The following is a 24,942-nucleotide window of genomic DNA, read 5'->3' as shown; positions in this document are numbered from 1 at the left end:
ACTTGCTAATTATTTTGATTGTACGTACTATTAATCTAGTATCTTTATAATCAAGGAGAGTAATATTGGTATATTCATTTTTAAGAGTTGTCGTTCGTTTTTTACTATTTTTAATTAATGGTAATGCGCATTACTTGCACAAGGAACGGCTCCCCAAAGGAAATTATATTCTCGTCGGTCCTCATAGAACTTGGTTTGACCCCATTTATTACGCCTTAGCAGCTAGTCCGAAAAAATTTAGTTTTATGGCCAAAAAGGAACTTTTCCAAAATCCAATTATCAGATGGATTTTATTACACGTCAATGCTTTTGCTGTTGATCGCAGTAACCCAGGACCGTCCGCAATTAAAACTCCAGTTAAGATCTTGAAGAAAACTGATTTATCGTTAATTGTTTTTCCATCAGGAACTAGGCATTCATCAGAATTAAAGGGAGGAGCATTGTTAATTGCCCAACTGACTGGCCTACCACTAGTACCGACAGTCTACCAAGGACCATTAACTTTTAAGCGTCTTTTTAGTAGAAAAGCAGTTACCGTTGATTTTGGTGAGCCAATTTATATTGACCGCAAAACCAAGCTAACTGCTGAGAATCAAGCTAAGTTTGATGAACAAATGCAAACTGCATTTGACCAGCTAGATAAATCAATTAATCCCGACTTCAAATATGTAGATGTCTCTAAGAAAAAATAGAAAACCTGCCAGACGGCAGGTTTTTTATTTTTGATTACGACTTTGATTTTTCATGCTGTGCATCATTTGATTGATCTTCTTTTGTGAAGGTTTTTGACCCATTTGCATCATCATTTGTCGCAACTGGTCTTCACTAATTGGCGGGTTATCCTTGATGTAGTTTTCCATGTAACGACGTGCGCCATAGAAGCCACCAACAAGTCCCAATACCAAAGCTAATACAATAAGTAAAATCCAAACCCAAGTAGCCAAGTTCAGTCCTCCTTTATAATCTCACCCTTTAATTCTACACAAGAGTAGGCAAAATTAAAAGCAGGAATCTTAAATTTAATCGTCCCGAAGCCCTTTTTCCCGTTGGATATCCTTTACTTTATCAGAAGTAACTTCTTTACCTTCTTTATCGTAAATCTTCATCATTTCAATTTGTGATTTGAAGTTTTCCCGGAATCTCTTAACGTATTTGTCCCGTAAGTCCTTTTGTTCCACTTTTTCCAATTCCGTTAAGCCTTCTGCCTTAGCTTTTTTAGCCAGTTCGTTAATTCGAGGTACAATTTGTTTCATTACCTCATCTTCAATTTGGTCTAATTTGTTTTCTTTTTTATCTTCAGCCATCAAAATGCCCCCTATCGAATTTTCTATCTCAACCATTATACCAGCTTGTTACTAAATACGCTAAGAAATTAGCCGAACATTTGTTTGAATTGGTACCTTAGTTATGCTAAAATGTGATTATTCAAACGATTAAACTGAGGTAAGGAATATGACGGATTCACCAAAAAACAAGCAAATACAAATTTTGCATTACATCTGGGAAAAGGTTAACGAACATGGTTATCCGCCTACCGTTCGCGAAATTGGCGAAGCAGTCCATTTATCTTCAACATCCACCGTGCACGGACACATATCCCGGTTAGAAAAAAAGGGATTTTTAGTTAAAGATCCTTCTAAACCCAGAGCATTAGAAGTCACTGCTGCCGGATTAGAAGAGCTTGGTGTCGAACCAGAACAGAAACAAATTCCCGTGCTAGGTACTGTAACAGCCGGGGAACCTATTTTGGCTGTAGAAGAAGCTACTGATTACTTCCCACTACCACCCAACCTAGGTAACTCCGATCAACCGCTCTTCATGCTACAAATTCGAGGAGAAAGCATGATTAATGCTGGAATTTTAAACGGTGACTACGTCATTGTTAGAAAACAAAATGTCGCTGATAATGGTGAAATCGTAATTGCAATGACTGATGAAAATGAAGCCACTTGTAAACGATTCTATCGAGAAAGCGACCATTATCGTCTGCAACCAGAAAATGATACTATGGCTCCTATTATTTTGACCCAAGTTGCTATCTTAGGAAAAGTAGTTGGTCTTTATCGTAATGAGATTGAATAAAAAAGGAATTAACACTCAGTGTTAATTCCTTTTTGCTTTTTAAATTACCTTGCCATCATAAGGTACTAAAGGTAGGTCTTCAAAATTATAGTCTTGTAATTGTTTATCAGTAGTTAAGTGTGCCTTTAAGCTTTCTGACACCATTAAATTCAAAATAGTGTCTTTTTCATGAAAAATGACAAGAGGTTTATTAGTACTGTATGCATAGCCAATTTCAAATGCTGTACCGCTGTCAACATCGTCATCATCAAAATCAACAACTGCAACTACTACATCACACCAGTCAATTTTTGAGGTATCATACTTAAAAATTTCTTGAGCCCATTTTTTTGTGCCCATTTCATATTGTTCCAATTGATTTTTGCGGGGGCTAAACACTTCACCAACCGTCGGATTGGCTGCTAAGTCTTCCTCAACCCTAGTTACTCGTTCATTTTGTTCATCACTAAAAAATGGTGCGGCTAGATAAATGTTTTTCATGTTGTCACTCTCCCGTTTTTTCTTAATTTTAAGGGAAATATACGAACGTTTCAAGTCAAAATTTAATTATTTTTCGTATTTACATATAATAATTGGTGATTTTGCTGACCCTTCAAGTAAAATTGTGCTTTTTCTTCAGAAAGATCAAATGCGTAATCACCAGCTTCAAATGGTCGTCGGGCCTCAAACATAGCTTCATACTCTTTAATACTTATTTGCCGACGCTGATTCAATGAAGCCTCCATTTGCATTTTTAAATTCTGTAATTGTGTTGACGGGCCCACATTACCAGCAAAGAATTCTCCTTGTGCCCCAGAGCCAAAACTAAAGAAACCAACATGGTTACCTGAAGCAAGCGTTTGTGAATTAACCAACCAAGAAATTAAACTTAAATATAAAGAACCAGTATAGATATTTCCAACTTCTGCGTTAAATTTTTTAGCAGCTTCAAACTCGGTCAGTAAGTCTTGCGAGTGTTGATCATCACTGGTAATTGTTCGTAAGGCCTTTAACCCCATTTTGGTGTAAGGCAAATGAAATAGGAAAGCATCAAAATCACTGATATTGGTATCCGTTCTATTTTGAAACTCCTGCCAAGTTTGATTAAAGAAATCAATATAGACATTATTGGAATAATGGCCATCTACTAAGGCTTCTGATCTATAAAGTGGTCGCCAAAAATCCATTACATCTGCAGAATGAAAAACACTTTCGGCTTCTAATTCGATCAAATCAGGATCAGCTTTAATTAACATTGCCACTGCCCCAGCGCCTTGAGTTACTTCTCCAGGGGTATTTAGACCGTAACGAGCAATATCTGCCCCGATTACTAATACGCTGGCTGTAGGATGACTTCTCACATAATCACAAGCCATTTGTACTCCGGCGGTAGCACCATAACAAGCTTGTTTAATTTCTACTGCCCTAACATCAGCGGATAATCCCAGAAGTGTCTGCAAATAAACAGCGGTAGCTTTAGAATTGTCCACGCCACTTTCAGTTCCAAACAAAACCATTTTGATTGATTGTTTGTCAGCCGGCGTTAATATTTTGGTAGCAGCATTAGCTGCCATGGTTACCACGTCTTGGGTGACTGGGGCAATTGCCTGTTTTCGTTGACCAATTCCTATCAAATATTTGGCGGGATCTTCTCCTCTAGCATTAGCCAACTCAGTCATATCAATATAGGTCTCCGGCGTGTAAAATCCTAATTTGTCAATTCCTACTTTCATGATAACCTCCTAAAAGAAAAAGACCGCATCCAGCAGTCTATGTAACGTTAAATAAAATGAATTTTGTACGTATTTAATCCAGTAATTGATTTGATTTCTTGTCCTTCTTCAAAAGAACCTGCAAAAACAAATCCTTCGAGTTCTGGTGCTCCTGGAACAAATGTCCATTGAACCGTTTGAACTTGACCAGGAATTCCGCCAAAAATTCGTACTCCCGATAATTGCCCCTTAGCGCCATTAGATAAATTAACTTGCTGGTTCCCTAAATTACCATTTAAATTTAAAGTTATCATATTTATTATTCTCCTACCAAAATTACTATTATATTCTATCCTTATTTGGCTAAAAAAGAAACTTTTTGTTTGAAAACTTAGGTATTTATTAATAGACTTATGATTAAAAGAGGTGATAACATGAAAATTCCTATTCATCGATCAAACAATAAAGTCATCGCTGGTGTCATTGCCGGCCTTAGCGAACATTTTAATTGGAACACCAATTTAGTACGGATTTTATTTGTTTTATTAGCAATTACCCCACTGTTTCCAGGAATCATAGCTTACTTGGTACTATGGATTTTAATGGAAGATCCCGTTAACTAAAATTATACAGAATCATCATAAATATGAGAATCTAGTCTAGATAGCTGCTACAATATTTGGAATTAACTTACTTCCCAATCAAAACCTTATAACCGTAAAACAAAAAAGGACTGATAAATTCAGTCCTTTTTTGCTGCTTTAATTTGATAACGAATCATTAACAAAAGCACTAGGATTCCTATAGATACTAATGCCCCAAATAGCAAAAAACAAAGGGCAAAAAAACCATCTGGTAACATATTAATTACTTCGTCACGATTAGGATCGAACAACCAATAATCATTTCGGAAGAATAACTGATGAAACCAAATAAAGGCTTGATCAAAATTAACGAGCATTATCCCCGCGATACCAATTATGATTGTTACTAATATCCTTAAGGGATTTAATAAATTGTATAATTGCTTATTTTGAACCAACTTATTTAGCACTAGCCAACTAGCAACTCCGCTAATTAACATTACAAGGTTATTAACCATAACTAGTGAACGAACATCTTTAAAATGTTGCAAACCCTGACTAGAACTAGCAAAAAAATCAAAATGCAAGCTAGTTTGCCAAGGTAGTTGTAAATAACTAATCATTTTTAAATATTCATGCATCATCTGCGAAGTAGTTAGTCCAGTTTGATCAGTAAGGTGAAATAACGGAATTGATAACCGAAACAGCCATACAGAATTAATCGTAACGAAGATAGCCAGCGAAATAATGAACAAAAATACAATCAGGGCTTGGAACGCTCTTTTAAGCATCTTAAACTTCCCATTCATCAAGACTATTGATGAAATTAGTTGGTTGGATAGCTTCTTTAGCCACCAGTTCCGGCGTTGAAACCCCTGTATAAACCAGTAGTGTATCTACCTGAGCGTTAATCCCCGCCTTGATATCGGTATTGTAATTATCCCCGACCATTACAACATCCGTTGCTGGTAAATTTATCCGTCTTAGAGCTGTATTAATTATCTGAGCCTGTGGCTTGCCAATCATTACTGGCTCTACCTGAGTTGCGTAACGAACAAAGTCAACCACTGCCCCAGCTCCTGGAAGTAATCCTCGCTCCTTAGGAATGTTGGTATCTGGATTAGTTCCCACAAATCTAGAACCGTTTCTAATCGCTAAAACAGCCTGGGTAAGCTTTTCGTAGGTTAAGTCAGAATCTAGTCCCACAACTGTAAATGCTGGATTATCAATAGCTAGTGTGTAGCCCGACTGCAAAATCACTTGTTTTAAGCCATACTCTCCAACTACTAATACGGTTTTGTCTTCAGCTGGCCAATCTTTGGTTTCTTGGTTCAAATAATCTACCGTGGCCATGCCAGAAGTATAAACATTTTGTGCATTTACATAGATATCATGATTATTAGCTAAGTTAGTAGCAACTGCTTCTGGAAGCTGAGTTGAATTGTTAGTAACGAATAAAAACGGAATCTGCTTTTGTTGTAGGCGTTCAATAAATCTTTTAGCAGCCGGAATTTTCTTAGTACCAGCATACACAGTACCATCAAGGTCAATCAGGTATCCTCGATATTGCTTCATAATAAATTATTTTCCCTTCTTATTTTCCTTAATCACAAAATTATGGTTACCGTTCTTGCGTTTTTCTTTCACTACCATTTTACGTTTGCCTTCATTATTTTGTACTTTAGTAGTCGTTGTTTTAAAACCGCCGTTCTTATTATCTGAATTACGTCGATTGCGTTGCCGACCCCTTCTAGAACGTCGACGCCTAGAACTACTTCTAGGAACCGGAATAGGTCTTGGTTCTAGGTTTTGAATAATATAAATATCGTCACTAAAAATCAGTTGCTCAACCAAAATATCATTCAATTGGCCAATAAAAGGTCCGTCTGCATTATCTCGACCGGCTTCATAAAAACCTCTCAGTCGTAATTGATTATCAAATAATTGGCCCACAATGTAATCAAATTTACTAAATGACGAATTAAATGCCATTTCAAATTGATGAACATCAAAACTATTATTATGATCACTAATCATCTTATATTGATGATCATTAATAGAAAACGAGGTTAAATCTTCAAACGTAATTTTTACCATTGGTTTTCGTTTTGCGTTACGTTCTTCAATTAAATCCTTTAGTTCATTTTTATCCATAAGTTACTCCGTTTCATTTCATTTACTTGATAGGAAATTGATCACTTAAATAATGAGCAAATACCTGCCGTAAATTTTCATCAAAGTAAATTTCATTTTTACCACAAATTTGGATAGTTGGGAAAAAGGGAATATACAGGTAATGGTCCAACATCGCAACTTCATAGTTTTGCTGTGGATTTAATGGCTCTCCATGCCATAAAACTTTCCCCGTTGCCTTTTGATATTCAATACCTTGGTAATGTAATTCTCCAAAAACTTTTCCCCGAAATCCCATTCCCTTTTGCGGGTAACGTAAGAGGAAATTTCTGTTTTTTTCCATTTCCTGAATTAATCGCCAAAGATTATAACCATCTAAAGTCACTTTCATGACTTGCATCGCATGTGGCAATACATCATGTATTTGGTTTTCATCAATTATTCCAGCAGGTAAACTCTTTAAAAATAACCCGGTATTGATGACAGCACCCTGAGTTTTAGTTTTAGCTTGTAACGCCTTTAATCCCAGATCAACCATTTCTGAATCACCAATTAATTGTGTAGTTACTGGATGATCTAGTTGGGCAACCTTTTGTGCAGATAATAAGGCAGTCCCCATGCTAAAAGTCTTATTGATCTCTTTTAAATCTACTGGTTCAGAAGGCAATGCTGCCACTTCTTGAACGGAAACAGTTTGTTCAGTAATCTGATGATTATCTAACGTTAACGTAACGTGACCAACGTAGTTTCCCCATTTTTGAGCAGCTGCTAACATTGTTTGGTTAACCAGCTCTCCTTCCATTAACAGGTGATGGGTATGGCCTCCTAAAATTAAGTTAATAGCTGGAAATTTTTGCGCTAATTCACGATCAGTAGGCAGTCCTAAATGAGATAGTAAGATACAAATATCATACTGTCCTTCATATTTAGTTAAAATCCGTTCTGCAGTTTGATTAACATCCTCAACTTCCCAACCTAATTTAGGATAGGTACTAGAATACGGAGCCGTCATTCCAAATACCAAAATTCTGGTATGTTGTGGCGTAACGATTAATTTGGCTTCATTAGCCCATTTAGGCAAAGAATTAGTTTGCGGATCTTTTAAATTGGCTAATAAAATATCAAAGTTGGCTTTCTGATACAGTTGATTTAACTGTTCCTTAGAGTTGGTTAAACCTTCATTGTTACCAATTGTTACCCCGTCATAATTTAATTCATTCATAAATTGCACTCCGGCCTTACCGTTAGTTGCTTCAGTTAGGGGTTCGAAGCGATCCATGAAATCACCAATATCAAACGTTAAAACAGTGTCCCCTAAGGCCCTATCTCGTTGTTTACCAGATTGAATGTACCGTTTAATTTTTGGCCAGTTGGCAAAATGCGAATGAAAATCATTAGTATGAAAAATAGAAATAGTTTCGTGATTATCTTCGTTTAGCAAAATCGATCCCTTTCTGAGTTACAATCTCTTCTAGTTCCGTGGACGACAAGGGCGCCCCAAACGGAACTGCTGTTTTTAAATAGTCTAAATCTCCGGAGTCAGGTCCCACATTAATATTTTCTTTAATCGGAACCGTATAGCGATGTAAATGACCATGCACATTAATGATCTGCTTAACAATTCCCAACATCATCGGATAATGAGTTAAATAATACTGACGATGGTTCATTTTAATTAAGACTCCCACATCATGAAACTCAAATTTAGGTTGACCATCTATCAAAAAGTTATGACGGTCCAAGTACTTAAACAGTTCTCGACTATCATGATTTCCCTTAATTAAAATTAAATGGCCATTTAACCTACTTAAAATTTCAAAAATCCGTTCATCCGCTAATTTACTGGGTTTAGTGTGGAGCATGGCAATATCGCCTAAATGATATACCGTATCATTAGGTTTCACTTTTTCATTCCAATTTTGCACAATAACTTCATCCATGTCTGCCGCATCAATGAAGTTACGATTAGAAAAGTCGTTAACTCCCACTAATTGATCATGAAAAAAATGGGTGTCTGAAGTAAAATACTGCATTTGTGCCCCTCCTTTACTAACTAATTTGATAATACCATTAAAAAAACGGTGAGACCATCGTCCACCGTCTAAACTTAGTTATTTTTTCGAAAAATAGATATCAGCCATAAAATTGCTAGCCAAATGACCGAACCAATCAAGGCGATCAAGGTATTTAATCTCATCACCAAAACTACTATTACGACTGCATAAAATAACAATACAAAGTAATCTGATAATGGAAATAATGGCATTTTAAATTTTAATTTTGACTCGCTTTTAGTTTGCTTAACTGATTTACGGTATCGTAGATGGGCGATCACTATCATACTCCAAACAAACAAGAAACAGGTAGTGGCCACACTAGATATAAAGGTAAATAAGTTTCCGGGCAAGAAAATCCCTAAAATAATTATTAAAGCAATTATTAACGTGGAAAAAATAATACCATTGCGAGGAATTTGCCGGAGGGACAATGAACCCAACTGCTTACCAAACTTAGATTTGGAGTTGTAGTTCATTGAAAAAATCATTCTACCAGTTGTAAAAATAGCACTATTACATGAAGAAGCTGCTGCAGTTAAGACTACGAAGTTGATAATTGCTGCTGCAGATTGAATACCAATTCCAGAAAAAACCTGCACAAACGGACTGGAATTAGGAGAAACTTGTTGCCATGGATAAATACACATAATCGCTAGCAACGAACCGATATAAAAAATAATTACCCGTTGTGGCACTTCATTAATACTCTTAGGAATAATGACTTCTGGATCTTTAGTTTCAGATGCCGTCATCCCAATCATTTCCACGCCAGCGAAACTAAACAAAACCATTTGAAATGAAAGGAGGAATCCTTTAGCACCATGAGCAAAAAATCCATTAGAAACCAAGTTAGACACGCTAGCATGTCCAAATGGTGTTTTATAGCTTACTAATACCATTACGATCCCAGCAATAATTAAACCTAAGATTGCCACGATTTTAATAATTGAAAACCAAAATTCGGTTTCACCAAACGCTGAAACGGTAAAAATATTCATCGCAAATAAAATTGCTAATAATACCAGAGCCGTTACCCACACCGGAATATGAGGGAACCACATTTGAACATATAAACCAGCAGCCGTTAATTCGGCCATGGCAATGGAAATCCAACAAGTCCAATAGGTCCAGCCGACTACAAAAGCAGCCTTATCCCCCATATATTTTTGAATGAAATCAACGAACGAGTTGGTTTCTAAATCAGAAAGTAACAATTCACCTAAAGCACGCATTAAAAAGAAACACGCGATTCCGGCAATAATATAAGAAAGTAAAATGGCCGGTCCCGCTAAGTGAATTGATTCACCAGCACCCAAGAATAACCCGGTTCCGATCGTACCGCCTAATGCGATTAACTGAACGTGCCGATTCTTTAATTCTCGTGATAGTTGCTGGTGATTAGAATTGTTCTCCATAAACTATCTCACCTCTTAACTTTTAAATAATGATAGCATATTTTCTGAAAAATAAAAAAGCACCCCGTAATCGGCAATGCTTTTTTATTTAAAATTATTTTCTTAAACGTTCAATATCACGAACGATCATTACTTCTTCATCAGTAGGAATTAATAAAGTTTTAACTGTGGCATCATCAGAACTTAAATCACGTTCTTCACCACGAATATCATTTTTGGCATCGTCAATTTTAACACCAAAACAAGCTAATTTTTCAGCTAATTCTGCACGAATACCTTTATCATTTTCACCAATTCCGGCAGTGAAGACAATCGCATCTACTCCACCCATTTCAGCAATATAACTACCCACATAACGTACTACTCGGTTAATAAAGATATCGTGGGCTAATTGTGAACGATGATCCCCTTCTCCAGCTTTCTTTTCAATATCACGCATATCAGCAGAAACACCAGAAATACCAAGTAAACCAGATTTATGGTTCAAAATGTCAATCACATCATCAAAATCAGAGATGTCTTCTTTTTGCATGATGTATTGTAATACTGAAGGATCAACATCTCCAGAACGAGTTGCCATAGTAATTCCAGTTACCGGAGTGAATCCCATGGAAGTATCGAAAGATTTACCGCCTTTAATAGCATCTAATGAAGCACCTGCTCCCAAGTGCATGATAATCATTTTAAGATCTTCAATAGGCTTGTCTAACATAGCAGCAGCTCGGGCAGAAACGTAACGGTAACTTGTACCATGAGCGCCATATTTACGAGCACGATATTTTTCGTAGTATTCATATGGCAAACTATACATATAATTAGTTTCTGGAAGTGTAGTGTGGAATGAAGTATCAAATACCGCTACGCTAATAACATCTGGCAATATTTTCTTAAAAGCCTTAATTCCCATAATATTAGCTGGTTCATGCAACGGAGCAAATTCAACTAAATCTTCAATTTTAGCCAATACTTCATCATCAATCACAACGGAATCCGTAAAGTATTCACCACCAGCAACCACTCGGTGACCAACACCAGTGATTTCACTATAATCATTAATAATTTTTAAGCTAAGTAGTTTATCTAACAATAATTGAATTGCTTCTTCATGGTTTTGGATGTTCATAGTTTCTGAAAACTTTTCGCCGTCTCCATACTTAATAGTAACATCAGAATCACCCAAACCGATTCGATCAATGGCACCACTAGTAATAACTTCTTCTGATGGCATTTCATAAAGCTTAAATTTTAAAGTTGAACTCCCTGCGTTAATAGCAATTGATTTTCCCATGACTAAATTCTCCTAATTATTTAAATTTTTTAGTTCCCAATCATCAATTTCTGTTAGGAATCGTTTCATTGCTGCTGGATCCTTGAAGGATGGAAATTCTCCTAGCATCACTTGGCTTACTTGCTTAGCGCCTTTACCAGGTTTTTGTAATACCAAAATAGACTTGGCAGCCGCCTTATTCTGAAATAATTCAGCCGGTAGGTTTAAAATTCCTTGTAGATAAACGGATTCTTTTACCCATTCCAGTAAAGCTTTGGATTCTTTGTCTTTAAAAATATTGCTAGGAATTAAGAATAATCCAAAACCGCCTGGATTAACGTGTTCCATTCCAAACTCGATCAATAAGTGGTGTAGATAAGAATGCCCCTTTTGAGCCTTCGTTTTAAACTGAACCACGTTATCATCTATTGGATAATATCCCACTGGTAAATCAGAAATAACGTAATCTACATTTCCTGCTACTACATCTTGAATTGTATCTTCATGATATAAATTAACTTCGGATCTTTGCAATTCAAAGTTCAAACTAGCCAAATCTGCTAAAGCATCATCATTTTCTAGTCCGGTAGCGACAACCACTTTACCGGCTTCTCGTAAATAATTAACTACCGAAGCTAACAGGTTACCTGAGCCCACGGCAGGATCTAACAGACTAATTTCCTCATCTTTTTTAGATAACCCACTAATCAAATAACTAAATAACCCAGCAATTGTATCAGGAGTAATCTGGTAGTTAGCCTGAAGGTTATCCTGCTTAATCGCTTTTAACATGGCCATTTGAATTGTCTTGCGGGCATCTTCTGCAGATAGGTTTTGAAGATCGAAGCTTTTCATCTTGCTTGTGAAATTTTCAAAATCTTGTGCTGATAGTCCCTCAATCCCTTCAATATCGTTCACATTTTGAATGATATCTAGGCTTTCAATTAATGAATCTATATATGAAAGATCTAGTTTTTCTTGGAGAAAAAGTGAAGAGTCATCAAGAATTTGAAACAATTCTTGGATTTGTTTTTCTGCCAGGACAATCAACTCCTTTTCAGTAATTAAAGTACCACAGTAAATAGTACCAGATACTAGGGGTATAATTCAAGACTAACCCCGATAAAAATACTATCCCAAAAGCGATGAAAGGGGTACCATTTTTCTATGTGCTTATTTTAAATATTGTCTAGTAATTTCCGTAATTGTACTAAACCTACTGGAAAAAACAACACATTGTAAGACTACGAAAATCATTATGATGCTTATGAAAATAATCGCCGCTACTGTTAATGATGATCGTCTTTTAGTTGCCATTAAATATTGAAATTGATGAAAATTTTTCACCATTGTCGAATTCTCCTTTTATTAAAATCTGCGTCGTACTTTGTGATTTCCAACTAGCTTCTTTCACATGCTCTAAGACGGGAATATGGCCTTTAGTAAGTCCTTGTAATCTAAGCGTATCATTATACTTAGTTAAGCGATATTTTTTCCTGGTCTTTGGACTATAAAAATAAATGGTATTAGGATTAATATCCACTAACTTGAATTTAAAATCATTGCTTTCTATAGTACGTAAAAATAGCTGATAATCTAATTGATAGCTATGAGTTTGATTAATCAAGTTTTGCATTACCAAACAAATTAACCCCACTCCCATTCCGCAAAATAATAAACTAACGATGTTGTCGATCATTAAAAAGCCGGTTCGTACTTTTAATTTGTTTTTGTTCATAAGCTCTCCGGGCTTTTTGCATCTGAACTTCTTGATGCATAATTTTTTGATTCATTACTCCAGTTACTTCGCCATATAAAAAGCCAAACATTGTGATAATTGTCAAACCAATTAAAGAATCAGCGGTTGTAAATCCCAGTAACTTTTTTCTTTTCAATCTTAAATCCACTCCACCCTAACTGAAATTTTTGTAAATACTTAAGTTCTCCGTTCAGTGCATACCATTTAACAGTTTGCGGACTGATGAATCCACTAGCAGCCACCCGTACGAGCTGACCACCTGCTAGTTTGATGGATTTAGGTATTGGAATCTTCCTGATAGTTATCGCCTTAGCCGTTTTAATTTGAACCAAAACCTCATTATCTTTTTGGAAAATAATTTGTAATGGAGTCCTATAAATATTGGCTGAAGTACTACTTTCATTCACTGCAGTTTTAAGGGTTTCAAAAAAACGTTGTTCGGCTAACCCCTGTCTTTGGTTTAAAATGGCGATAGCAGTTGTACTAACTCCTAGAACTAGAGTCATAATTAACAGCGCACAGCAGGTTTCTATTAAAGTAAAACCCGCTTTCTTTTTAATTAGCTTCATTATTTGTAATCCTAATTTTTTCAGATTTAGCTTTTTGCACTTGCTTTTTAGTAAGATACCCTTCAGCTTGTAGTTCTTCATAGGTAACATTGAGATCTGATGGATGCACATTAAGATAAGCATCAATTTGAGATTGGACAATAGAAGTCATGGCACCGGCATGGATCGTTTCTGCATTTTTTCGTTGCTTGGTAAGATTGGGAATTATGATCAATATCAGCAGAGAAATTACAAACAAAACAATAGTCATTTCGATTAATGTAAACGCTTTCCTTTTGCCGCTGATTTTCATTAGTAAAGCCCCCTAATAGATTGATATATTGGCATTAAGATTTGAAGATAGGCAATGGTTACTACTAGTCCAATAACAATAAATACTGTCGGTTGGATCAAAGAAATTAATTTATTTGAATCTCGAATTAAATTATTAAATACCAGTTGAGAATAAGCAGTCATTAATTTGGCCATCTCTGTGATCGTTTCACCACTGTCCAATAGTGAAATTAATTCTGAATCTATTAATGAATGACGAAATAACGAAACCCTATAACTATCACCGTTTTGTAAATGATACGCAACTTCACTTCCCAATTCGTAGATCAATGAATTGGGATTAAATTGGGAAATTACCGTTAAAATATCCTTGCTAGTTAATCCGTTTTCTAATAAAACCGCTAAGTTAGTTGCCAAATAATAGTTAACATATTGCTTAACCAATTTCCCTATCAACGGAATCCTTATCAAAATACTATATCGTTTCACCGTTGGCATTTTCTTCAATATCAATCCTATAAATATAATAAATCCTAATGCTATTCCTATTAGTGCTAACGGGCGCGCCTGATTATTGGGTCGAACGCTCATTCCATTTAGATCAGCCAGCTGAGGTAATAAAATATTATGAATCAGCGCTAGCAATACTGCTAAAATCACTATTAGCATTAATGGGTAAACTAATAGCGCCCTGATTTTCTTTCGTTGCTCACTTCGCTGAAAATTAAATCGAGCTAGTTGCTCTAAGGTTGTATGGAGCTGACCATGCTGCTCGGCTATTTTTAGTTGATCTACCACTTCAGAAGTTACCAATTCTGTGCAAGCTTGGGAAAATGATTCACCACGTTTGAGTCCTAATATTATTTGTTGAGTAGTTTTAGTTAGACCCGGATAGGTTTGCCCGATAAATTTTAATCCTTGATTTAAAGAAAAACCGATTGTTAATAAATCTGCTAATTTATTGAACAGTTGGCTTTGTAGCTCTTTAGATAATTTATCCCCACCAATACTTTTCAATATTTTGTTCATCAATTTCACCTTGCTCCACTAATTTTGTGAGATTTTGTTGCCAGTCACGCCAATCATACTTATTTTGTCCGTATAATTCGCCTGGCTCGTTAACAACCATTAACGCCTTAAGCTGTTTGTCACTGTTAGCAATTAAACGTTGATAAACCAGCCCAGTAACTGCTTGTGTAATAAAATCCGGTTCAATTCCCAATTGTCTGAGGCGTTTAATGATTCCTAGTGGGCTTTGAGCATGAACGGTGCTAAACACTAAATGCCCGCTTAACGCTGATTGAATTGCGGCGTTGGCTGTGCCAGGATCTCGAATTTCTCCAATTATGAATATATCTGGTCGATGTCTTAATCCTACCTTGATCAACTCTTCATATCCCATATCCGCTTTATCGTTGACTTGTAACTGTAAAAAACGCGGTTCCAAGATTTCTACCGGATCTTCAATCGTCATCACCAAACTAGTGTCTGTATATTCTTGAGCTAACTGATAAATAGAAGTTGTTTTACCAGAACCAGTAGGACCAGCAAATAAAATTAATCCTCGTTGAGCAACTAGTTTCCGCAACCGATCTGTTTTTGCAGGTAAATACAAGCTCTTCTCCATGGATGTTAGCGGATAGATAATCCGGATTACTAGTGTTTCGTGAGCGTTAAAATCTCCTACCGTTGATAGTCTTAACGAATAAACGTGATTACCTTCATACCAATTTAAAGCCCCAACTTGTGGTCTGCGATGTTCGCTAATAGCCATATCAGCCTTAAATTTACAGTAATTTAACCATTTATGACCATCAATAATTGTTAGTATCTTGTACAATACAATTTTATTTTGCCACCGCATCTTAATGAAGTACTTATCTCCTTGAGGCAGCAAATAAATATCACTTACTTTTTTCTGGACCGCCTCCTTCATTAAATCATTAAATGCATTTTCCACTACCATGTTCTCCCTCCTTTACTTGTACATACGAAAAAAGAACCAATTGGAATTAATTCCAATTGGTTCTTAATTATGAAATATATTATTCAGCATCCTCAGGAAGGGTAGCAGCTTCGTAAACATCTTGAACATCGTCATTTTCTGACAATTCGTCAACTAAGCCGGTATATTGTGAAACCTTACCTTCAGGAACTTCAGTAGTATTTTCTGGGAACATGGTTACTTCAGCAGTATCCAAATCATAACCCTTAGCTTGTAAAGCATCACGTACTTCTGGTAATGATGAAGGATCAGTGTAGATTTCGAAAACTTCATCTGAAGTCTTCATATCATCAGCGCCAGCATCTAAAGCATCCATCAACATAGTATCTTCATCAGTATCTAAACCGTCACGTAAGATAACAATGTAACCTTGACGATTAAACATGTATGAAACAGAACCACTGGCTCCTAGTGAACCACCGTGATGAGTGAAAGCTGAACGAACTGCAGCAGCAGTCCGGTTCTTGTTGTCAGTTAAGGCAGAAACCATGATAGCAGTCCCACCAGGTCCGTATCCTTCATAAGTGATTTCTTCGAACTTAGCTCCACCAACGCCAGAAGCCTTGTCCAATGCACGTTGGATATTATCCTTAGGCATGTTAGCAGCCCGTGCTTTTTCCATAACAAGACGAAGTTGAGCGTTACTATCTGGGTCTACCCCACCAGCTTTGGCAGCTTGATAAAGATCACGAGAGATTTTTTGGAAAATTTTTCCACGTTTTGCATCTTGGGCGTTTTTACGTCCTTGGATGTTATGCCACTTTGAATGTCCTGACATATTTAAACAACTCTTTTCTTAATTAATTTAATTTACTGTTTACATACTCATTTATTTTATCAAACTAACAGCGGTGTTTCAAGGTTAGCAGCTAACTTGCTTATCGTATTAAGTTAATAAGATCTATCTAGTTTAAATTGTTATCTTAATGATATCATCTGAATCTGTTTACACTGACTAGGTTAATCAATTGCTTTCTTAATAATCACCCCCATATAGTCAGGTAATAAAAAGAGATCTTCTCATATCAAGAAGGTCTCTTTCATCTTAATTAATTATTTAATCCGCTACTTTAATCATTGCCTTGATGGTTTTACGGTTTTGCATATCTTGATAAGCTTGATTGATGTCTACTAAATCATAAGTGTTAGTAAATACCCGACCGGGATTAATGTCACCATCTAATACTGCTTTTAACAAAAAGCGTTTGTCGTAAGTAGTTACTGAAGCTGAACCCCCAGCAATCGCAATGTTTTGCGCAAAAGTTGAGCCAATTGGATGAGTGTTGTAATGTGGTACTCCCACAAACCCAACACGACCACCATTATGCAATACGCCTAGAGCTTGTTCAATGGCTGCTTCAGTTCCGACACATTCAAGGGCAGCATCTGCACCGTCACCACCCAGAATTTCTCGTACCTTAGCAATCCCTTCAGCGCCTCGTTCAGCAACTACCGCAGTAGCGCCAGATTGAAGGGCCATTTGTTGGCGATCTGCATGGCGACTCATCAATATGATTTGGGAAGCTCCCCGCATCTTAGCAGCAATCACGGCACATTGCCCTACCGCACCATCACCAATCACGACGACTTTATCGCCTTTTTGGGCGTTAGCTGACCGCGCAGCATGGTAACCAGTTGGCATAACATCGGCTAAGGTTAAGAGAGACTTAAGCATCCCATCAGTGTAATCTTCGGGATGGCCCGGAATTTTAATCAATGCCCAATTGGCATAGGTAAACCGGATATATTCTGATTGAAAACCGTTAGACCAGTTAGTGTAACCGGGATGCCGATCACAGGTGCCATCAAATCCAGCTAGACAAGCAGCACACTCCCCACAACCATGGGTAAATGGTGCAATCACGAAATCGCCTGGTTTAACGGTCGTAATTGCTGAACCAATTTCTTCCACAATTCCGATAGCTTCGTGACCATCATTAATGGAATGAGCCGGTTTTTCGTCACCATTAGCATATGACCACAGATCCGAACCACACACACTGGCTCTAACTACCCGAATAATAACATCATCGTCAGCTTGAATTGTGGGTTTATCCACATCTTCAACTTGGACTAATTCTGATTGTTCAAAAATAGTTGCTTTCATATTGTTCTCCTCTGTTAAAACGCAAGTTTAATCAAGTAAATACCTTATTAATATTGGTTTACTTTTTACCAGATTTCCTTAGCCAAATTAAACGCTGACCAAGCTTTCGGCCAGCCCACATAAAAGGCCAAGTGGGTGATCATGGCGACAATTTCTTCTTTAGTAATCCCGTTTTGTTTACCGATGTTTAAGTGCGCTGGTAATTGTTCTAAGTTACCGCCAGAAATTAACGCTGAAATCGTGATCATACTTCGATTATGAGCTGATAACTCATCCTCTTTAGCCCAGACTTCTCCGAATAAAACATCATCATTTAAAGCAGCAAATTGAGGAGCGAACTCACCTAAATTATCGCGACCGGCTGTTTGTTTTTTTGCCATTATTAGTCCTCCAATTGATCGTATTCTGCATCGCTAACTGGTTCCAACCATTCCGGAGTGCCAGCAGTAATTGCAATGTGTTCAAACCAACTATCCTTAGTCGCTCCGTGCCAGTGTTTTACGCCGTCATGGGTCACAATCACGTCACCCGGATGCAGAAGTTGAGCAGGTTGCCCTGCTTCTTGATACCAACCTTCACCACCGGTAACTAATAAAATTTGATAACCATCATGATGAATGTGCCAATTGTTGCGACAACCCGGTTCAAAAGTCACGTTGCCCACTCCCACATTAACGGCCGGATCATTGACTAATCCTTGTAAATAACTTTGGCCCACAAAGTATTTGCCGTACTCTACGTTAGGTTCACCAACTGGAAAGATAATTCCATTTTTAACATTTTCATTTTTTACCATCGAACTTACTCCCTTACTCAAATCGTTTGAGATATTCTTCAAAAGTTTCATCTTTATCAATGGAATGATCAAGTTTGCCATCGTACCAGTCAATTTTCTTACTAAGGACGGCCAAACTATTTTGGCGTTCCCGGATTTCGGCTTCACTTTCTCGCTTCACCCGCTCTAATAACTGACTCCGCTCCGCAATAGTGCTGTCTCCTTGCGCTCGTAATCTAACGTAAGTTTTCAGATCCGTGATCTTCATCCCGGTTCCTTTGAGATGCAATAAGAATCCTAACCATTTAACATCCTGATCAGTATAGTAACGGACGCCATTGGTATCTCGTTGGGACACAATCAACCCTTCATTTTCGTAATATCGTAACGTATGGGTCGATAAACCTACCAACTGAGCAAATTCACCAATTTTATAGTATTTGTCCGATTCCATTTGATCACCCCCTTAAGATTGTCTCCATTTAATCACTTAGAGTGTACTCTAAGTCAATAAAAAACTTTTAATAATAAATTATGATGCAATTTAATACCAGATCCTAACTACTTATTAAGTTAATCCAGTCATTATCATCTGTTAAACAAATTCAACTAGTTCATTTATTAGCGACCCATTAATTACCTTTTTATCAGCAGATAGCACAAGTTAGCCAAAAAAAGAGACCCTCTCACATCGAGACGGTCTCCTTTTTAATTATTCAAACTTAGTCTTTGATACCACGTTTAACCTATCACCTTTTTATTACTTTACTTAATATTTTTTATGATAAATTACTTATTATTATTTATAATTAAACCTTGAAAGCCGGTTATAAAGTGAACAAACAAGAAGTATTTGATTATTTAGATAGCAAGAACATTTGGTATGAAGTCACAGAACATCAAGCCGTCTACAATATGGAAGAGGTCGCAAAGTTAGATGTGCCATACCCCACCGCCAATGCTAAAAATCTATTTGTCCGTGATGGCAAAAAAAGAAACTATTATCTTATCACAACAAAGGCTGATAAACAGCTTGATTTAAAGGAATTTCGCAATCATAACAATACCAAAAGACTATCGTTTGCTTCCCCAGATGAATTAATGCAAATCTTAGGTCTAATTCCAGGTGCTGTCACCCCACTAGGCTTATTAAACCCTACTGAGAGTAATATCGAATTCTTCATTGACGAAGAATTCCTAAGTCAGCCCGGAATTATTGGTGTTCACCCTAACGATAATACCGCTACTGTCTGGATTAAAACACAAGATTTAATCCAATTAATTGAGGATCATGGAAATTCAGTTCACATTATTAATCTGGAATATAAATAACAAAAAGAGCTAACCACATTTATGGTTAGCTCTTTTACGCTCTCATTTTAAAAATTATACAACTGATTAACTAAAATCACGTCGATCAAGGTTAATCATTTGTAGTACTCCTTGGGCACAATCACGCCCTTTATTGCCACCTTTACCACCAGATCGATTAAGGGCTTGTTCAATATTATCAGTAGTTAGCACCCCAAACATAACCGGGTTAGCACCTTGCAGTGATAATTCTGCTAAACCTTTTGCAGTTTCAGCACAAACATAATCATAATGTGACGTTTCACCACGAATTACCGCTCCTAATGCAATGATTCCGTCAAATAGCTCAGTTTCCATTAATCGCTTAGCAGCCCGTGGCAATTCGAACGCACCGGGTACATGGACAACTTTAATATCTTTCGTTTGAATTCCTAAGTGGTTCAACTCTGATAGTGTACCTTCTAGTAGTCGTGAAGTTACAATCTCATTGAAATCTGCTACTACAATACCAATCTTGGCCGTTGACTTTTGAGTTAAAGTTTGCTGGTTATTCATTAGTTAATCTCCTTCAATAGATGATGAAATTTATGCTTTTTAGTTTCCAAATACTTAAGGTCTTCTTTAGTCGGTTTTATCTCTAATGGCACCCGTCTATTAACATGAATACTTAAATTTTCTAGTTGCTTAATTTTATCCGGATTATTCGTCAATAAATCAACGTTTTGAATCCCTTTAGAATGCAAAATAGCTACCGCGGTACCATAATCTCGTTCATCAGCACCAAATCCTAAGTGTTCATTAGCTTCTACCGTATCGTATCCATTTTCTTGTAAATGGTAAGCTCGCAATTTATTAGCCAAACCGATCCCACGACCCTCTTGCCGTAAGTAAAGCACTGCCCCGCTGCCATTTTCTTCTATCATTCTTAGAGCAGTTGCTAGTTGCTCACCACAATCACATCGTTGTGAACCCAATACATCACCAGTTAAACATTCCGAATGAAGCCTTAATAGTAAGGGTCGTTCAAGATTAATTTTCCCCTTGGTTATGAGCAATGTTGGTTCTTGATTTTCACTAGTTATAAAAGCCTCTAAGTTAAAATGACCATATTTAGTAGGTAAATCAACTTTAGCAATGGATCTAACTACATCAATATTTTTAAGATAACGATAATTTCGAATATCTTGAATTGTAATCATGGGTAGTTTCATACCTTCAGCTAGTGCTTTTAAATCATGTCTTCTAGCCATTTTACCGTTCTTTTTGAGAATTTCGCAGATGTAAGCCACCGGAGCTGAACCTGCCAGTTGGGCTAAATCGATCGCTGCTTCTGTATGCCCGCCTCTTTGCAAAACACCGTGTGGTTTAGCATTAAGTGGAAAAACGTGTCCCGGCTGATAAAAATCATTAAACGTTGCCAACGGATCTGCTAACTTACGAATGGTTCTCGCACGATCAGCTGCTGAAATACCAGTCGAAGTGGTTTTAGCATCAACACTTATAGTAAAAGCCGTCCCAAATGGCTCAGTTTCGTTGACCACCATAGGAGCCAATCCTAATTTTTGAATATAATCTGTACTCATTGGTACACAAAGTAATCCTCGCGCTTTTGTTACCATCATATTAACCGTTTCATTAGTAGCATATTCAGCTAATCCCACCAAATCACCTTCTGCTTCACGACTCTCATCATCGGCAACAATGATTAGTCCACCTCGTTGTAAACTACTAATAGCTTGCTCAACACGTAAAATTGATTTATTTTTCATCGATTACGCCCTCCTGCAAATGCACAAGGTACTTCCCGATAATATCAGTTTCCAAATTAACCTTTTCCCGCTTAGATAATGAACCTAAGTTTGTATGCTTAAGGGTGTATGGAATTAATTTGACCGTAAAGTTAGTTGGCTGCACATCAGTTACTGTCAAACTAACCCCATTGATCGCAATAGACCCTTTTTCAACAATATAAGGAAAATATTTACTACTAAAAGCAATTGTTAAGTTAATTGTTTCTTGATCACGCACAATGTTCAATACTGAACCAGTAGTATCCACGTGACCTAATACAAAATGGCCAGCCAATCGCTCTGTTGCTAATAATGCTGGCTCTAAATTTATCTGTTGGTCAATTTTTATTTGTTCTAAAGTTGTTCTGTTCAATGTTTCTGGCATAACATCAACACAGATATAGCGTTGGTCCGTATCCGTAACGGTTAAGCAAACTCCATCAATAGCAATACTATCTCCATTCTTAATTTGCCAGTTTTGTGGTTGATTAAGCTCTATTCTTAATCGCTTAATATTATTGCAATTTCTAATATCTTTTATTGTGCCGGTGCTCTTTATTTCTCCAGTAAACATTAGCTTTCTCTCCTTGCATCAATTCTTAAGTCTTTACCTACTTGTTTAATCGCCTTTATTTCAAAATTTAATTGCGAACTGGCCGTTCCGTAAACGGCAGGTAAAGCAGTACCACCTAAAACTAAGGGCGCTAAATAAATAGTTATTTGATCTACAATTTCTGAAGAAATAAACCGACTGTGTGTACGACTACCACCTTCAATCAATAGTGATTGAATTCCTTGCTCGGTTAGTAATCTGGTAATTTCTGTAGGTGTCCAACTTTTTTGGTCAAATACTGTCACAAAATCAGGCCAATGACGATAATTTGGCTGTCGTGATAAAAGCCAAATCGGAGCAGAGTTTGTAAAAAGTCTTAAATTAGGATTTACCTGGTTAGCATCATCAACCACAATAATTCGAATTGCTGGAAAATCCGTTTGTTGATTTGGCACAATTAATAAAGGATTATCTATTGTCAGAGTGTTTTCACCAATCAAAATTGCTTGATACTGAAGTCTTAATTTTTGACTGTCTACTTTAGACTCCTTGCCAGTTAATAATGTCCGTTTAGGTTCAGGACCATTAATCTTTCCATCTAGTGAGACCGCATACTTCAAAGTAACAAACGGACGTTGTTGGTGATAAAAGAAATTATAAAATTGATTTATATTACCCGTTTGATTTAAAATCGTAACTTCTATTCCTGCTTCTCGTAAGTGTTTAACCCCTTTACCGGCAACTAATGGATTAGGATCTAATTGACCAATTACCACTTTTTTAATACCAATATCAATTAATTGTTGGGTGCATGGCGGAGTCTTACCAAAATGATTACAAGGTTCTAATGTTACATAAATGGTGGCCCCCTGAGCTATCTTTATTGATGGCAAATTTTTGATAGCATTAACTTCTGCATGGGATTGTCCATAATGTTGATGATATCCAGTTGCCAATACTTGATCATCCTTGACGATTACTGCTCCCACCAATGGATTAGTCCAAGTCTGCCCCATTCCATTTTGGGCTAATGAAAAAGCTAAATTCATATATCGTTGTGTTGCTATAATCTTACTCACCTCATTAAAAAAAGCCCTGCAAATTGCAGGGCTTAGAATTTTGATAAGCTAAATAAGATTTCATACGAAGGAAGCAACGACAAAAAAGCCGTCACTAAAACTATGAAAGGTTATTTTTTCTTCTCTCATCCAGACTATACTGTCGGTCCTAGACTTACACTAGGTCCACCGCAAAAGCGGGTCACGGACTTCAACTTATGTTGTCACCGTCGGTCGGGAATTACACCCTGCCCCGAAGAAATCTATTCAGTTTTCAATAACATGCTAACGTAATTGTTTTTGAATTGCAATAACTTTTAGATAGTAGTTTCTCACTGGTGACCGTTTTATCATACGTTATTGCAAGTCAGCAAAAAAGAGACCCTCTCACATCGAGACGGTCTCTTTCATTTTAATCAATTTAATTAGTCAAGCTTAGTCTTTGATACCACGTTCACCTTGTCACTATTGGTTCACCAGTAGCTATTTCAAGGTTGATTATATCTTCACCAGAAATGCCTTCGATTTTTTCGTCTCATATGCATACTCATTAATTTAAAAAAATATACATTTTAATCTAAATTCCAAATTTTGCTAAAAATAAAAACGGCCCTTAGACCTAATAGTCATGAGCTGTTTCACATTTCGATACTTTATTAAAGAGTCTCTATAACCTAATCTAAATTAATATAAGTTCGACTATTAACTGGTTGCCTTTATCCCTGTCCATCCTTAAACGCTGGGTAGAGGGTCATTCCACCATCAATGAATAAGGTAATCCCGGTTACATAGCTAGATTCATTAGACGCTAACCAAGCCGCACCTGCAGCAACTTCTTCGGGGTCCCCTATCCTATCCATAGGCACCATATTAACTGTTTGATCATATTGAGCTTTATCAGCAAATTTTTCAGCATTAATTGGGGTATTAATTGCCCCAGGACCAATTGCATTTACCCTAATACCATCTTTAGCGTATTCCATCGCAATAGTTTGAGTAAACAATTTCACACCGCCTTTAGCAGCCGCGTAACTTGCAAATGTGGGCCACGGAATTCGTTCGTGAACTGATGACAGATTGATAATGTTTCCTTTTTTCTGCTGTTTTTTGAAGTAAGCAAGTGCTGTTTTCGATCCTAAAAAAACACCAGTTTGATCAACAGCAATTACCTTATTCCAGTCTTCCAATGAAAGTTCATGGGTTGGGGATTTGATTTCTAAGCCTGCATTATTAACCCAAACGTCTAAATCACCATAGTTATTAATAGCTGCGGTTAGTAATTCTTGAACACCCTGTTCCGTAGCCACATCTGCTTGTACAATTATTGCGTTTCCGCCAGCTTCAATTACTTCATCAGCGGCTTTTTGGGCACCAGCTTGATCGCTATTATAGTTAATAACTACCTTCATCTTTTCTTGTCCAAAACGCTTAGCAATTGCGGAGCCAATTCCTTTCGATCCACCTGTTACTACTGCTACTTTTTCTTTTAAATCGTCATACATTTTCTTCACTC

At 36.9% G+C, this 24,942-nt stretch carries 33 protein-coding genes and 1 riboswitch; of the genes, 4 read left to right on the top strand and 29 right to left on the bottom strand.

Annotation, left to right across the window (positions count from 1 at the left end):
* Nucleotides 1–65: 65 nt before the first annotated feature.
* Nucleotides 66–692 (top strand): lysophospholipid acyltransferase family protein, encoded by a 627-nt coding sequence (locus tag FC56_RS05030; protein WP_056978261.1) that lies wholly within the window; start codon nucleotides 66–68, stop codon nucleotides 690–692.
* A 24-nt stretch (nucleotides 693–716) separates the two neighbouring features.
* On the opposite strand, the gene FC56_RS05025 is transcribed toward FC56_RS05030, so the two are convergent.
* Together FC56_RS05025 and FC56_RS05020 are read right to left on the bottom strand one after the other, a co-directional pair.
* Nucleotides 717–944, bottom strand: coding sequence for a YneF family protein (locus FC56_RS05025; protein ID WP_054668907.1), 228 nt, complete (start codon nucleotides 942–944; stop codon nucleotides 717–719).
* A 75-nt stretch (nucleotides 945–1,019) separates the two neighbouring features.
* A complete protein-coding gene (locus FC56_RS05020; RefSeq protein ID WP_404819905.1) occupies nucleotides 1,020–1,253 on the bottom strand; it encodes a DUF896 domain-containing protein in 234 nt (77 codons plus the stop codon).
* Nucleotides 1,254–1,452: 199 nt separating this feature from the next.
* Here FC56_RS05020 and lexA point away from each other — a divergent pair, with 199 nt between their 5' ends.
* The gene (gene lexA / locus FC56_RS05015; protein ID WP_054668909.1) at nucleotides 1,453–2,082 is read left to right on the top strand and encodes a transcriptional repressor LexA; all 630 of its coding nucleotides are present in this window, start codon (nucleotides 1,453–1,455) and stop codon (nucleotides 2,080–2,082) included.
* A 39-nt stretch (nucleotides 2,083–2,121) separates the two neighbouring features.
* Here lexA and FC56_RS05010 read toward each other — a convergent pair whose 3' ends face one another.
* From FC56_RS05010 to FC56_RS05000, 3 genes are all read right to left on the bottom strand, one after another.
* Complete coding sequence (locus FC56_RS05010; protein ID WP_056978259.1) at nucleotides 2,122–2,562, bottom strand: nucleoside 2-deoxyribosyltransferase; 441 nt, start codon at nucleotides 2,560–2,562, stop codon at nucleotides 2,122–2,124.
* Between the two features lie 62 nt (nucleotides 2,563–2,624).
* Nucleotides 2,625–3,794, bottom strand: a complete 1,170-nt coding sequence (locus FC56_RS05005; RefSeq protein ID WP_056978258.1) for a hydroxymethylglutaryl-CoA synthase — start codon at nucleotides 3,792–3,794, stop codon at nucleotides 2,625–2,627.
* 47 nt (nucleotides 3,795–3,841) lie between these two features.
* Nucleotides 3,842–4,087, bottom strand: coding sequence for a hypothetical protein (locus tag FC56_RS05000; RefSeq protein WP_054668911.1), 246 nt, complete (start codon nucleotides 4,085–4,087; stop codon nucleotides 3,842–3,844).
* A gap of 120 nt (nucleotides 4,088–4,207) precedes the next feature.
* On the opposite strand from FC56_RS05000, the gene FC56_RS04995 reads away from it, so the two are divergent.
* Complete coding sequence (locus FC56_RS04995) at nucleotides 4,208–4,396, top strand: PspC domain-containing protein (protein WP_056978257.1); 189 nt, start codon at nucleotides 4,208–4,210, stop codon at nucleotides 4,394–4,396.
* Nucleotides 4,397–4,515: 119 nt separating this feature from the next.
* Here the strand turns inward: FC56_RS04995 and FC56_RS04990 are convergent, their stop codons facing one another.
* The 19 genes from FC56_RS04990 to FC56_RS04905 all read right to left on the bottom strand — a co-directional run bounded on the left by FC56_RS04990 (nucleotide 4,516) and on the right by FC56_RS04905 (nucleotide 19,171).
* Nucleotides 4,516–5,148 carry a TIGR01906 family membrane protein gene (locus FC56_RS04990; protein WP_056978256.1) on the bottom strand — a complete coding sequence of 211 codons (633 nt, stop codon included), beginning with the start codon at nucleotides 5,146–5,148 and terminating at the stop codon, nucleotides 4,516–4,518.
* 1 nt (nucleotide 5,149) lies between these two features.
* Nucleotides 5,150–5,932: a TIGR01457 family HAD-type hydrolase gene (locus FC56_RS04985; RefSeq protein WP_056978255.1), complete on the bottom strand. Its 783-nt coding sequence runs from the start codon at nucleotides 5,930–5,932 to the stop codon at nucleotides 5,150–5,152.
* 6 nt (nucleotides 5,933–5,938) lie between these two features.
* On the bottom strand, nucleotides 5,939–6,511 hold the full coding sequence (locus tag FC56_RS04980; RefSeq protein WP_056978254.1) for a YutD-like domain-containing protein: 573 nt from the start codon (nucleotides 6,509–6,511) through the stop codon (nucleotides 5,939–5,941).
* Nucleotides 6,512–6,533: 22 nt separating this feature from the next.
* The gene (locus FC56_RS04975) at nucleotides 6,534–7,931 is read right to left on the bottom strand and encodes a bifunctional metallophosphatase/5'-nucleotidase (protein WP_056978253.1); all 1,398 of its coding nucleotides are present in this window, start codon (nucleotides 7,929–7,931) and stop codon (nucleotides 6,534–6,536) included.
* On the bottom strand, nucleotides 7,915–8,523 hold the full coding sequence (locus tag FC56_RS04970) for a metallophosphoesterase family protein (protein WP_054668920.1): 609 nt from the start codon (nucleotides 8,521–8,523) through the stop codon (nucleotides 7,915–7,917). Before FC56_RS04970 ends, FC56_RS04975 begins: the two co-directional genes overlap by 17 nt.
* Nucleotides 8,524–8,597: 74 nt before the next feature.
* Nucleotides 8,598–9,962, bottom strand: a complete 1,365-nt coding sequence (locus FC56_RS04965; RefSeq protein ID WP_056978252.1) for an amino acid permease — start codon at nucleotides 9,960–9,962, stop codon at nucleotides 8,598–8,600.
* Nucleotides 9,963–10,056: 94 nt separating this feature from the next.
* A complete protein-coding gene (locus tag FC56_RS04960; protein ID WP_056978251.1) occupies nucleotides 10,057–11,250 on the bottom strand; it encodes an acetate/propionate family kinase in 1,194 nt (397 codons plus the stop codon).
* Between the two features lie 12 nt (nucleotides 11,251–11,262).
* The gene (locus FC56_RS04955) at nucleotides 11,263–12,279 is read right to left on the bottom strand and encodes a class I SAM-dependent methyltransferase (RefSeq protein ID WP_056978250.1); all 1,017 of its coding nucleotides are present in this window, start codon (nucleotides 12,277–12,279) and stop codon (nucleotides 11,263–11,265) included.
* A 256-nt stretch (nucleotides 12,280–12,535) separates the two neighbouring features.
* Nucleotides 12,536–12,967, bottom strand: a complete 432-nt coding sequence (locus FC56_RS04950; RefSeq protein ID WP_056978249.1) for a ComGF family competence protein — start codon at nucleotides 12,965–12,967, stop codon at nucleotides 12,536–12,538.
* Nucleotides 12,909–13,124: a hypothetical protein gene (locus FC56_RS08155; RefSeq protein WP_054668927.1), complete on the bottom strand. Its 216-nt coding sequence runs from the start codon at nucleotides 13,122–13,124 to the stop codon at nucleotides 12,909–12,911. Before FC56_RS08155 ends, FC56_RS04950 begins: the two co-directional genes overlap by 59 nt.
* Complete coding sequence (locus FC56_RS04945) at nucleotides 13,087–13,557, bottom strand: hypothetical protein (protein ID WP_056978248.1); 471 nt, start codon at nucleotides 13,555–13,557, stop codon at nucleotides 13,087–13,089. The genes FC56_RS08155 and FC56_RS04945 overlap by 38 nt, the downstream gene beginning before the upstream one ends.
* A complete protein-coding gene (gene comGC / locus FC56_RS04940) occupies nucleotides 13,544–13,849 on the bottom strand; it encodes a competence type IV pilus major pilin ComGC (RefSeq protein ID WP_056978247.1) in 306 nt (101 codons plus the stop codon). Before comGC ends, FC56_RS04945 begins: the two co-directional genes overlap by 14 nt.
* A complete protein-coding gene (locus FC56_RS04935) occupies nucleotides 13,849–14,859 on the bottom strand; it encodes a type II secretion system F family protein (protein ID WP_056978246.1) in 1,011 nt (336 codons plus the stop codon). The genes comGC and FC56_RS04935 overlap by 1 nt, the downstream gene beginning before the upstream one ends.
* Nucleotides 14,825–15,796: a competence type IV pilus ATPase ComGA gene (gene comGA / locus FC56_RS04930; protein ID WP_056978245.1), complete on the bottom strand. Its 972-nt coding sequence runs from the start codon at nucleotides 15,794–15,796 to the stop codon at nucleotides 14,825–14,827. Before comGA ends, FC56_RS04935 begins: the two co-directional genes overlap by 35 nt.
* 79 nt (nucleotides 15,797–15,875) lie before the next feature.
* Nucleotides 15,876–16,613 carry a YebC/PmpR family DNA-binding transcriptional regulator gene (locus FC56_RS04925; RefSeq protein ID WP_056978244.1) on the bottom strand — a complete coding sequence of 246 codons (738 nt, stop codon included), beginning with the start codon at nucleotides 16,611–16,613 and terminating at the stop codon, nucleotides 15,876–15,878.
* 279 nt (nucleotides 16,614–16,892) lie between these two features.
* Nucleotides 16,893–17,942: a zinc-binding dehydrogenase gene (locus FC56_RS04920; protein WP_056978243.1), complete on the bottom strand. Its 1,050-nt coding sequence runs from the start codon at nucleotides 17,940–17,942 to the stop codon at nucleotides 16,893–16,895.
* A 65-nt stretch (nucleotides 17,943–18,007) separates the two neighbouring features.
* Complete coding sequence (locus FC56_RS04915) at nucleotides 18,008–18,322, bottom strand: carboxymuconolactone decarboxylase family protein (RefSeq protein WP_054668935.1); 315 nt, start codon at nucleotides 18,320–18,322, stop codon at nucleotides 18,008–18,010.
* 2 nt (nucleotides 18,323–18,324) lie between these two features.
* Nucleotides 18,325–18,738: a cupin domain-containing protein gene (locus tag FC56_RS04910; RefSeq protein ID WP_054668937.1), complete on the bottom strand. Its 414-nt coding sequence runs from the start codon at nucleotides 18,736–18,738 to the stop codon at nucleotides 18,325–18,327.
* A gap of 13 nt (nucleotides 18,739–18,751) precedes the next feature.
* On the bottom strand, nucleotides 18,752–19,171 hold the full coding sequence (locus tag FC56_RS04905) for a MerR family transcriptional regulator (protein ID WP_054668939.1): 420 nt from the start codon (nucleotides 19,169–19,171) through the stop codon (nucleotides 18,752–18,754).
* 380 nt (nucleotides 19,172–19,551) lie between these two features.
* Here FC56_RS04905 and FC56_RS04900 point away from each other — a divergent pair, with 380 nt between their 5' ends.
* A complete protein-coding gene (locus FC56_RS04900) occupies nucleotides 19,552–20,049 on the top strand; it encodes a prolyl-tRNA synthetase associated domain-containing protein (protein WP_056978242.1) in 498 nt (165 codons plus the stop codon).
* Nucleotides 20,050–20,115: 66 nt separating this feature from the next.
* Here FC56_RS04900 and ribH read toward each other — a convergent pair whose 3' ends face one another.
* The 5 genes from ribH to FC56_RS04875 all read right to left on the bottom strand — a co-directional run bounded on the left by ribH (nucleotide 20,116) and on the right by FC56_RS04875 (nucleotide 24,931).
* On the bottom strand, nucleotides 20,116–20,583 hold the full coding sequence (ribH, locus tag FC56_RS04895; protein WP_056978241.1) for a 6,7-dimethyl-8-ribityllumazine synthase: 468 nt from the start codon (nucleotides 20,581–20,583) through the stop codon (nucleotides 20,116–20,118).
* Nucleotides 20,583–21,797: a bifunctional 3,4-dihydroxy-2-butanone-4-phosphate synthase/GTP cyclohydrolase II gene (locus FC56_RS04890; RefSeq protein ID WP_056978240.1), complete on the bottom strand. Its 1,215-nt coding sequence runs from the start codon at nucleotides 21,795–21,797 to the stop codon at nucleotides 20,583–20,585. The genes ribH and FC56_RS04890 overlap by 1 nt, the downstream gene beginning before the upstream one ends.
* Nucleotides 21,787–22,392 carry a riboflavin synthase gene (locus FC56_RS04885; protein WP_054668945.1) on the bottom strand — a complete coding sequence of 202 codons (606 nt, stop codon included), beginning with the start codon at nucleotides 22,390–22,392 and terminating at the stop codon, nucleotides 21,787–21,789. Before FC56_RS04885 ends, FC56_RS04890 begins: the two co-directional genes overlap by 11 nt.
* The gene (ribD, locus tag FC56_RS04880; RefSeq protein WP_225425410.1) at nucleotides 22,392–23,450 is read right to left on the bottom strand and encodes a bifunctional diaminohydroxyphosphoribosylaminopyrimidine deaminase/5-amino-6-(5-phosphoribosylamino)uracil reductase RibD; all 1,059 of its coding nucleotides are present in this window, start codon (nucleotides 23,448–23,450) and stop codon (nucleotides 22,392–22,394) included. Before ribD ends, FC56_RS04885 begins: the two co-directional genes overlap by 1 nt.
* 113 nt (nucleotides 23,451–23,563) lie before the next feature.
* A riboswitch (FMN riboswitch) is annotated at nucleotides 23,564–23,694 on the bottom strand.
* 451 nt (nucleotides 23,695–24,145) lie between these two features.
* Nucleotides 24,146–24,931 carry a glucose-1-dehydrogenase gene (locus FC56_RS04875; protein WP_056978238.1) on the bottom strand — a complete coding sequence of 262 codons (786 nt, stop codon included), beginning with the start codon at nucleotides 24,929–24,931 and terminating at the stop codon, nucleotides 24,146–24,148.
* Nucleotides 24,932–24,942: the final 11 nt, after the last annotated feature.

It is taken from the genome of Lentilactobacillus senioris DSM 24302 = JCM 17472, assembly GCF_001436555.1.
Taxonomy (GTDB): Bacteria; Bacillota; Bacilli; order Lactobacillales; family Lactobacillaceae; genus Lentilactobacillus; species Lentilactobacillus senioris.
This window is presented reverse-complemented; position numbering and strand designations above follow the sequence as displayed.

What these genes read in the sequence shown, in the direction of transcription:
- FC56_RS04950 (WP_056978249.1), bottom strand. Translation starts at nt 12,967, where the DNA reads ATGAACAAAAACAAATTAAAAGTACGAACCGGCTTTTTAATGATCGAC.
- FC56_RS04990 (WP_056978256.1), bottom strand. Translation starts at nt 5,148, where the DNA reads ATGCTTAAAAGAGCGTTCCAAGCCCTGATTGTATTTTTGTTCATTATT.
- comGC (WP_056978247.1), bottom strand. Translation starts at nt 13,849, where the DNA reads ATGAAAATCAGCGGCAAAAGGAAAGCGTTTACATTAATCGAAATGACT.
- FC56_RS05000 (WP_054668911.1), bottom strand. Translation starts at nt 4,087, where the DNA reads ATGATAACTTTAAATTTAAATGGTAATTTAGGGAACCAGCAAGTTAAT.
- ribH (WP_056978241.1), bottom strand. Translation starts at nt 20,583, where the DNA reads ATGAATAACCAGCAAACTTTAACTCAAAAGTCAACGGCCAAGATTGGT.
- FC56_RS05010 (WP_056978259.1), bottom strand. Translation starts at nt 2,562, where the DNA reads ATGAAAAACATTTATCTAGCCGCACCATTTTTTAGTGATGAACAAAAT.
- FC56_RS04890 (WP_056978240.1), bottom strand. Translation starts at nt 21,797, where the DNA reads ATGAAAAATAAATCAATTTTACGTGTTGAGCAAGCTATTAGTAGTTTA.
- FC56_RS05020 (WP_404819905.1), bottom strand. Translation starts at nt 1,253, where the DNA reads ATGAAACAAATTGTACCTCGAATTAACGAACTGGCTAAAAAAGCTAAG.
- FC56_RS04910 (WP_054668937.1), bottom strand. Translation starts at nt 18,738, where the DNA reads ATGGTAAAAAATGAAAATGTTAAAAATGGAATTATCTTTCCAGTTGGT.
- FC56_RS04965 (WP_056978252.1), bottom strand. Translation starts at nt 9,962, where the DNA reads ATGGAGAACAATTCTAATCACCAGCAACTATCACGAGAATTAAAGAAT.
- FC56_RS05005 (WP_056978258.1), bottom strand. Translation starts at nt 3,794, where the DNA reads ATGAAAGTAGGAATTGACAAATTAGGATTTTACACGCCGGAGACCTAT.
- FC56_RS04995 (WP_056978257.1), top strand. Translation starts at nt 4,208, where the DNA reads ATGAAAATTCCTATTCATCGATCAAACAATAAAGTCATCGCTGGTGTC.
- FC56_RS04935 (WP_056978246.1), bottom strand. Translation starts at nt 14,859, where the DNA reads ATGAACAAAATATTGAAAAGTATTGGTGGGGATAAATTATCTAAAGAG.
- FC56_RS04885 (WP_054668945.1), bottom strand. Translation starts at nt 22,392, where the DNA reads ATGTTTACTGGAGAAATAAAGAGCACCGGCACAATAAAAGATATTAGA.
- FC56_RS04985 (WP_056978255.1), bottom strand. Translation starts at nt 5,932, where the DNA reads ATGAAGCAATATCGAGGATACCTGATTGACCTTGATGGTACTGTGTAT.
- lexA (WP_054668909.1), top strand. Translation starts at nt 1,453, where the DNA reads ATGACGGATTCACCAAAAAACAAGCAAATACAAATTTTGCATTACATC.
- FC56_RS04875 (WP_056978238.1), bottom strand. Translation starts at nt 24,931, where the DNA reads ATGTATGACGATTTAAAAGAAAAAGTAGCAGTAGTAACAGGTGGATCG.
- FC56_RS04905 (WP_054668939.1), bottom strand. Translation starts at nt 19,171, where the DNA reads ATGGAATCGGACAAATACTATAAAATTGGTGAATTTGCTCAGTTGGTA.
- FC56_RS04920 (WP_056978243.1), bottom strand. Translation starts at nt 17,942, where the DNA reads ATGAAAGCAACTATTTTTGAACAATCAGAATTAGTCCAAGTTGAAGAT.
- FC56_RS04915 (WP_054668935.1), bottom strand. Translation starts at nt 18,322, where the DNA reads ATGGCAAAAAAACAAACAGCCGGTCGCGATAATTTAGGTGAGTTCGCT.
- FC56_RS04980 (WP_056978254.1), bottom strand. Translation starts at nt 6,511, where the DNA reads ATGGATAAAAATGAACTAAAGGATTTAATTGAAGAACGTAACGCAAAA.
- FC56_RS04960 (WP_056978251.1), bottom strand. Translation starts at nt 11,250, where the DNA reads ATGGGAAAATCAATTGCTATTAACGCAGGGAGTTCAACTTTAAAATTT.
- comGA (WP_056978245.1), bottom strand. Translation starts at nt 15,796, where the DNA reads ATGGTAGTGGAAAATGCATTTAATGATTTAATGAAGGAGGCGGTCCAG.
- FC56_RS04970 (WP_054668920.1), bottom strand. Translation starts at nt 8,523, where the DNA reads ATGCAGTATTTTACTTCAGACACCCATTTTTTTCATGATCAATTAGTG.
- FC56_RS04925 (WP_056978244.1), bottom strand. Translation starts at nt 16,613, where the DNA reads ATGTCAGGACATTCAAAGTGGCATAACATCCAAGGACGTAAAAACGCC.
- FC56_RS04945 (WP_056978248.1), bottom strand. Translation starts at nt 13,557, where the DNA reads ATGAAGCTAATTAAAAAGAAAGCGGGTTTTACTTTAATAGAAACCTGC.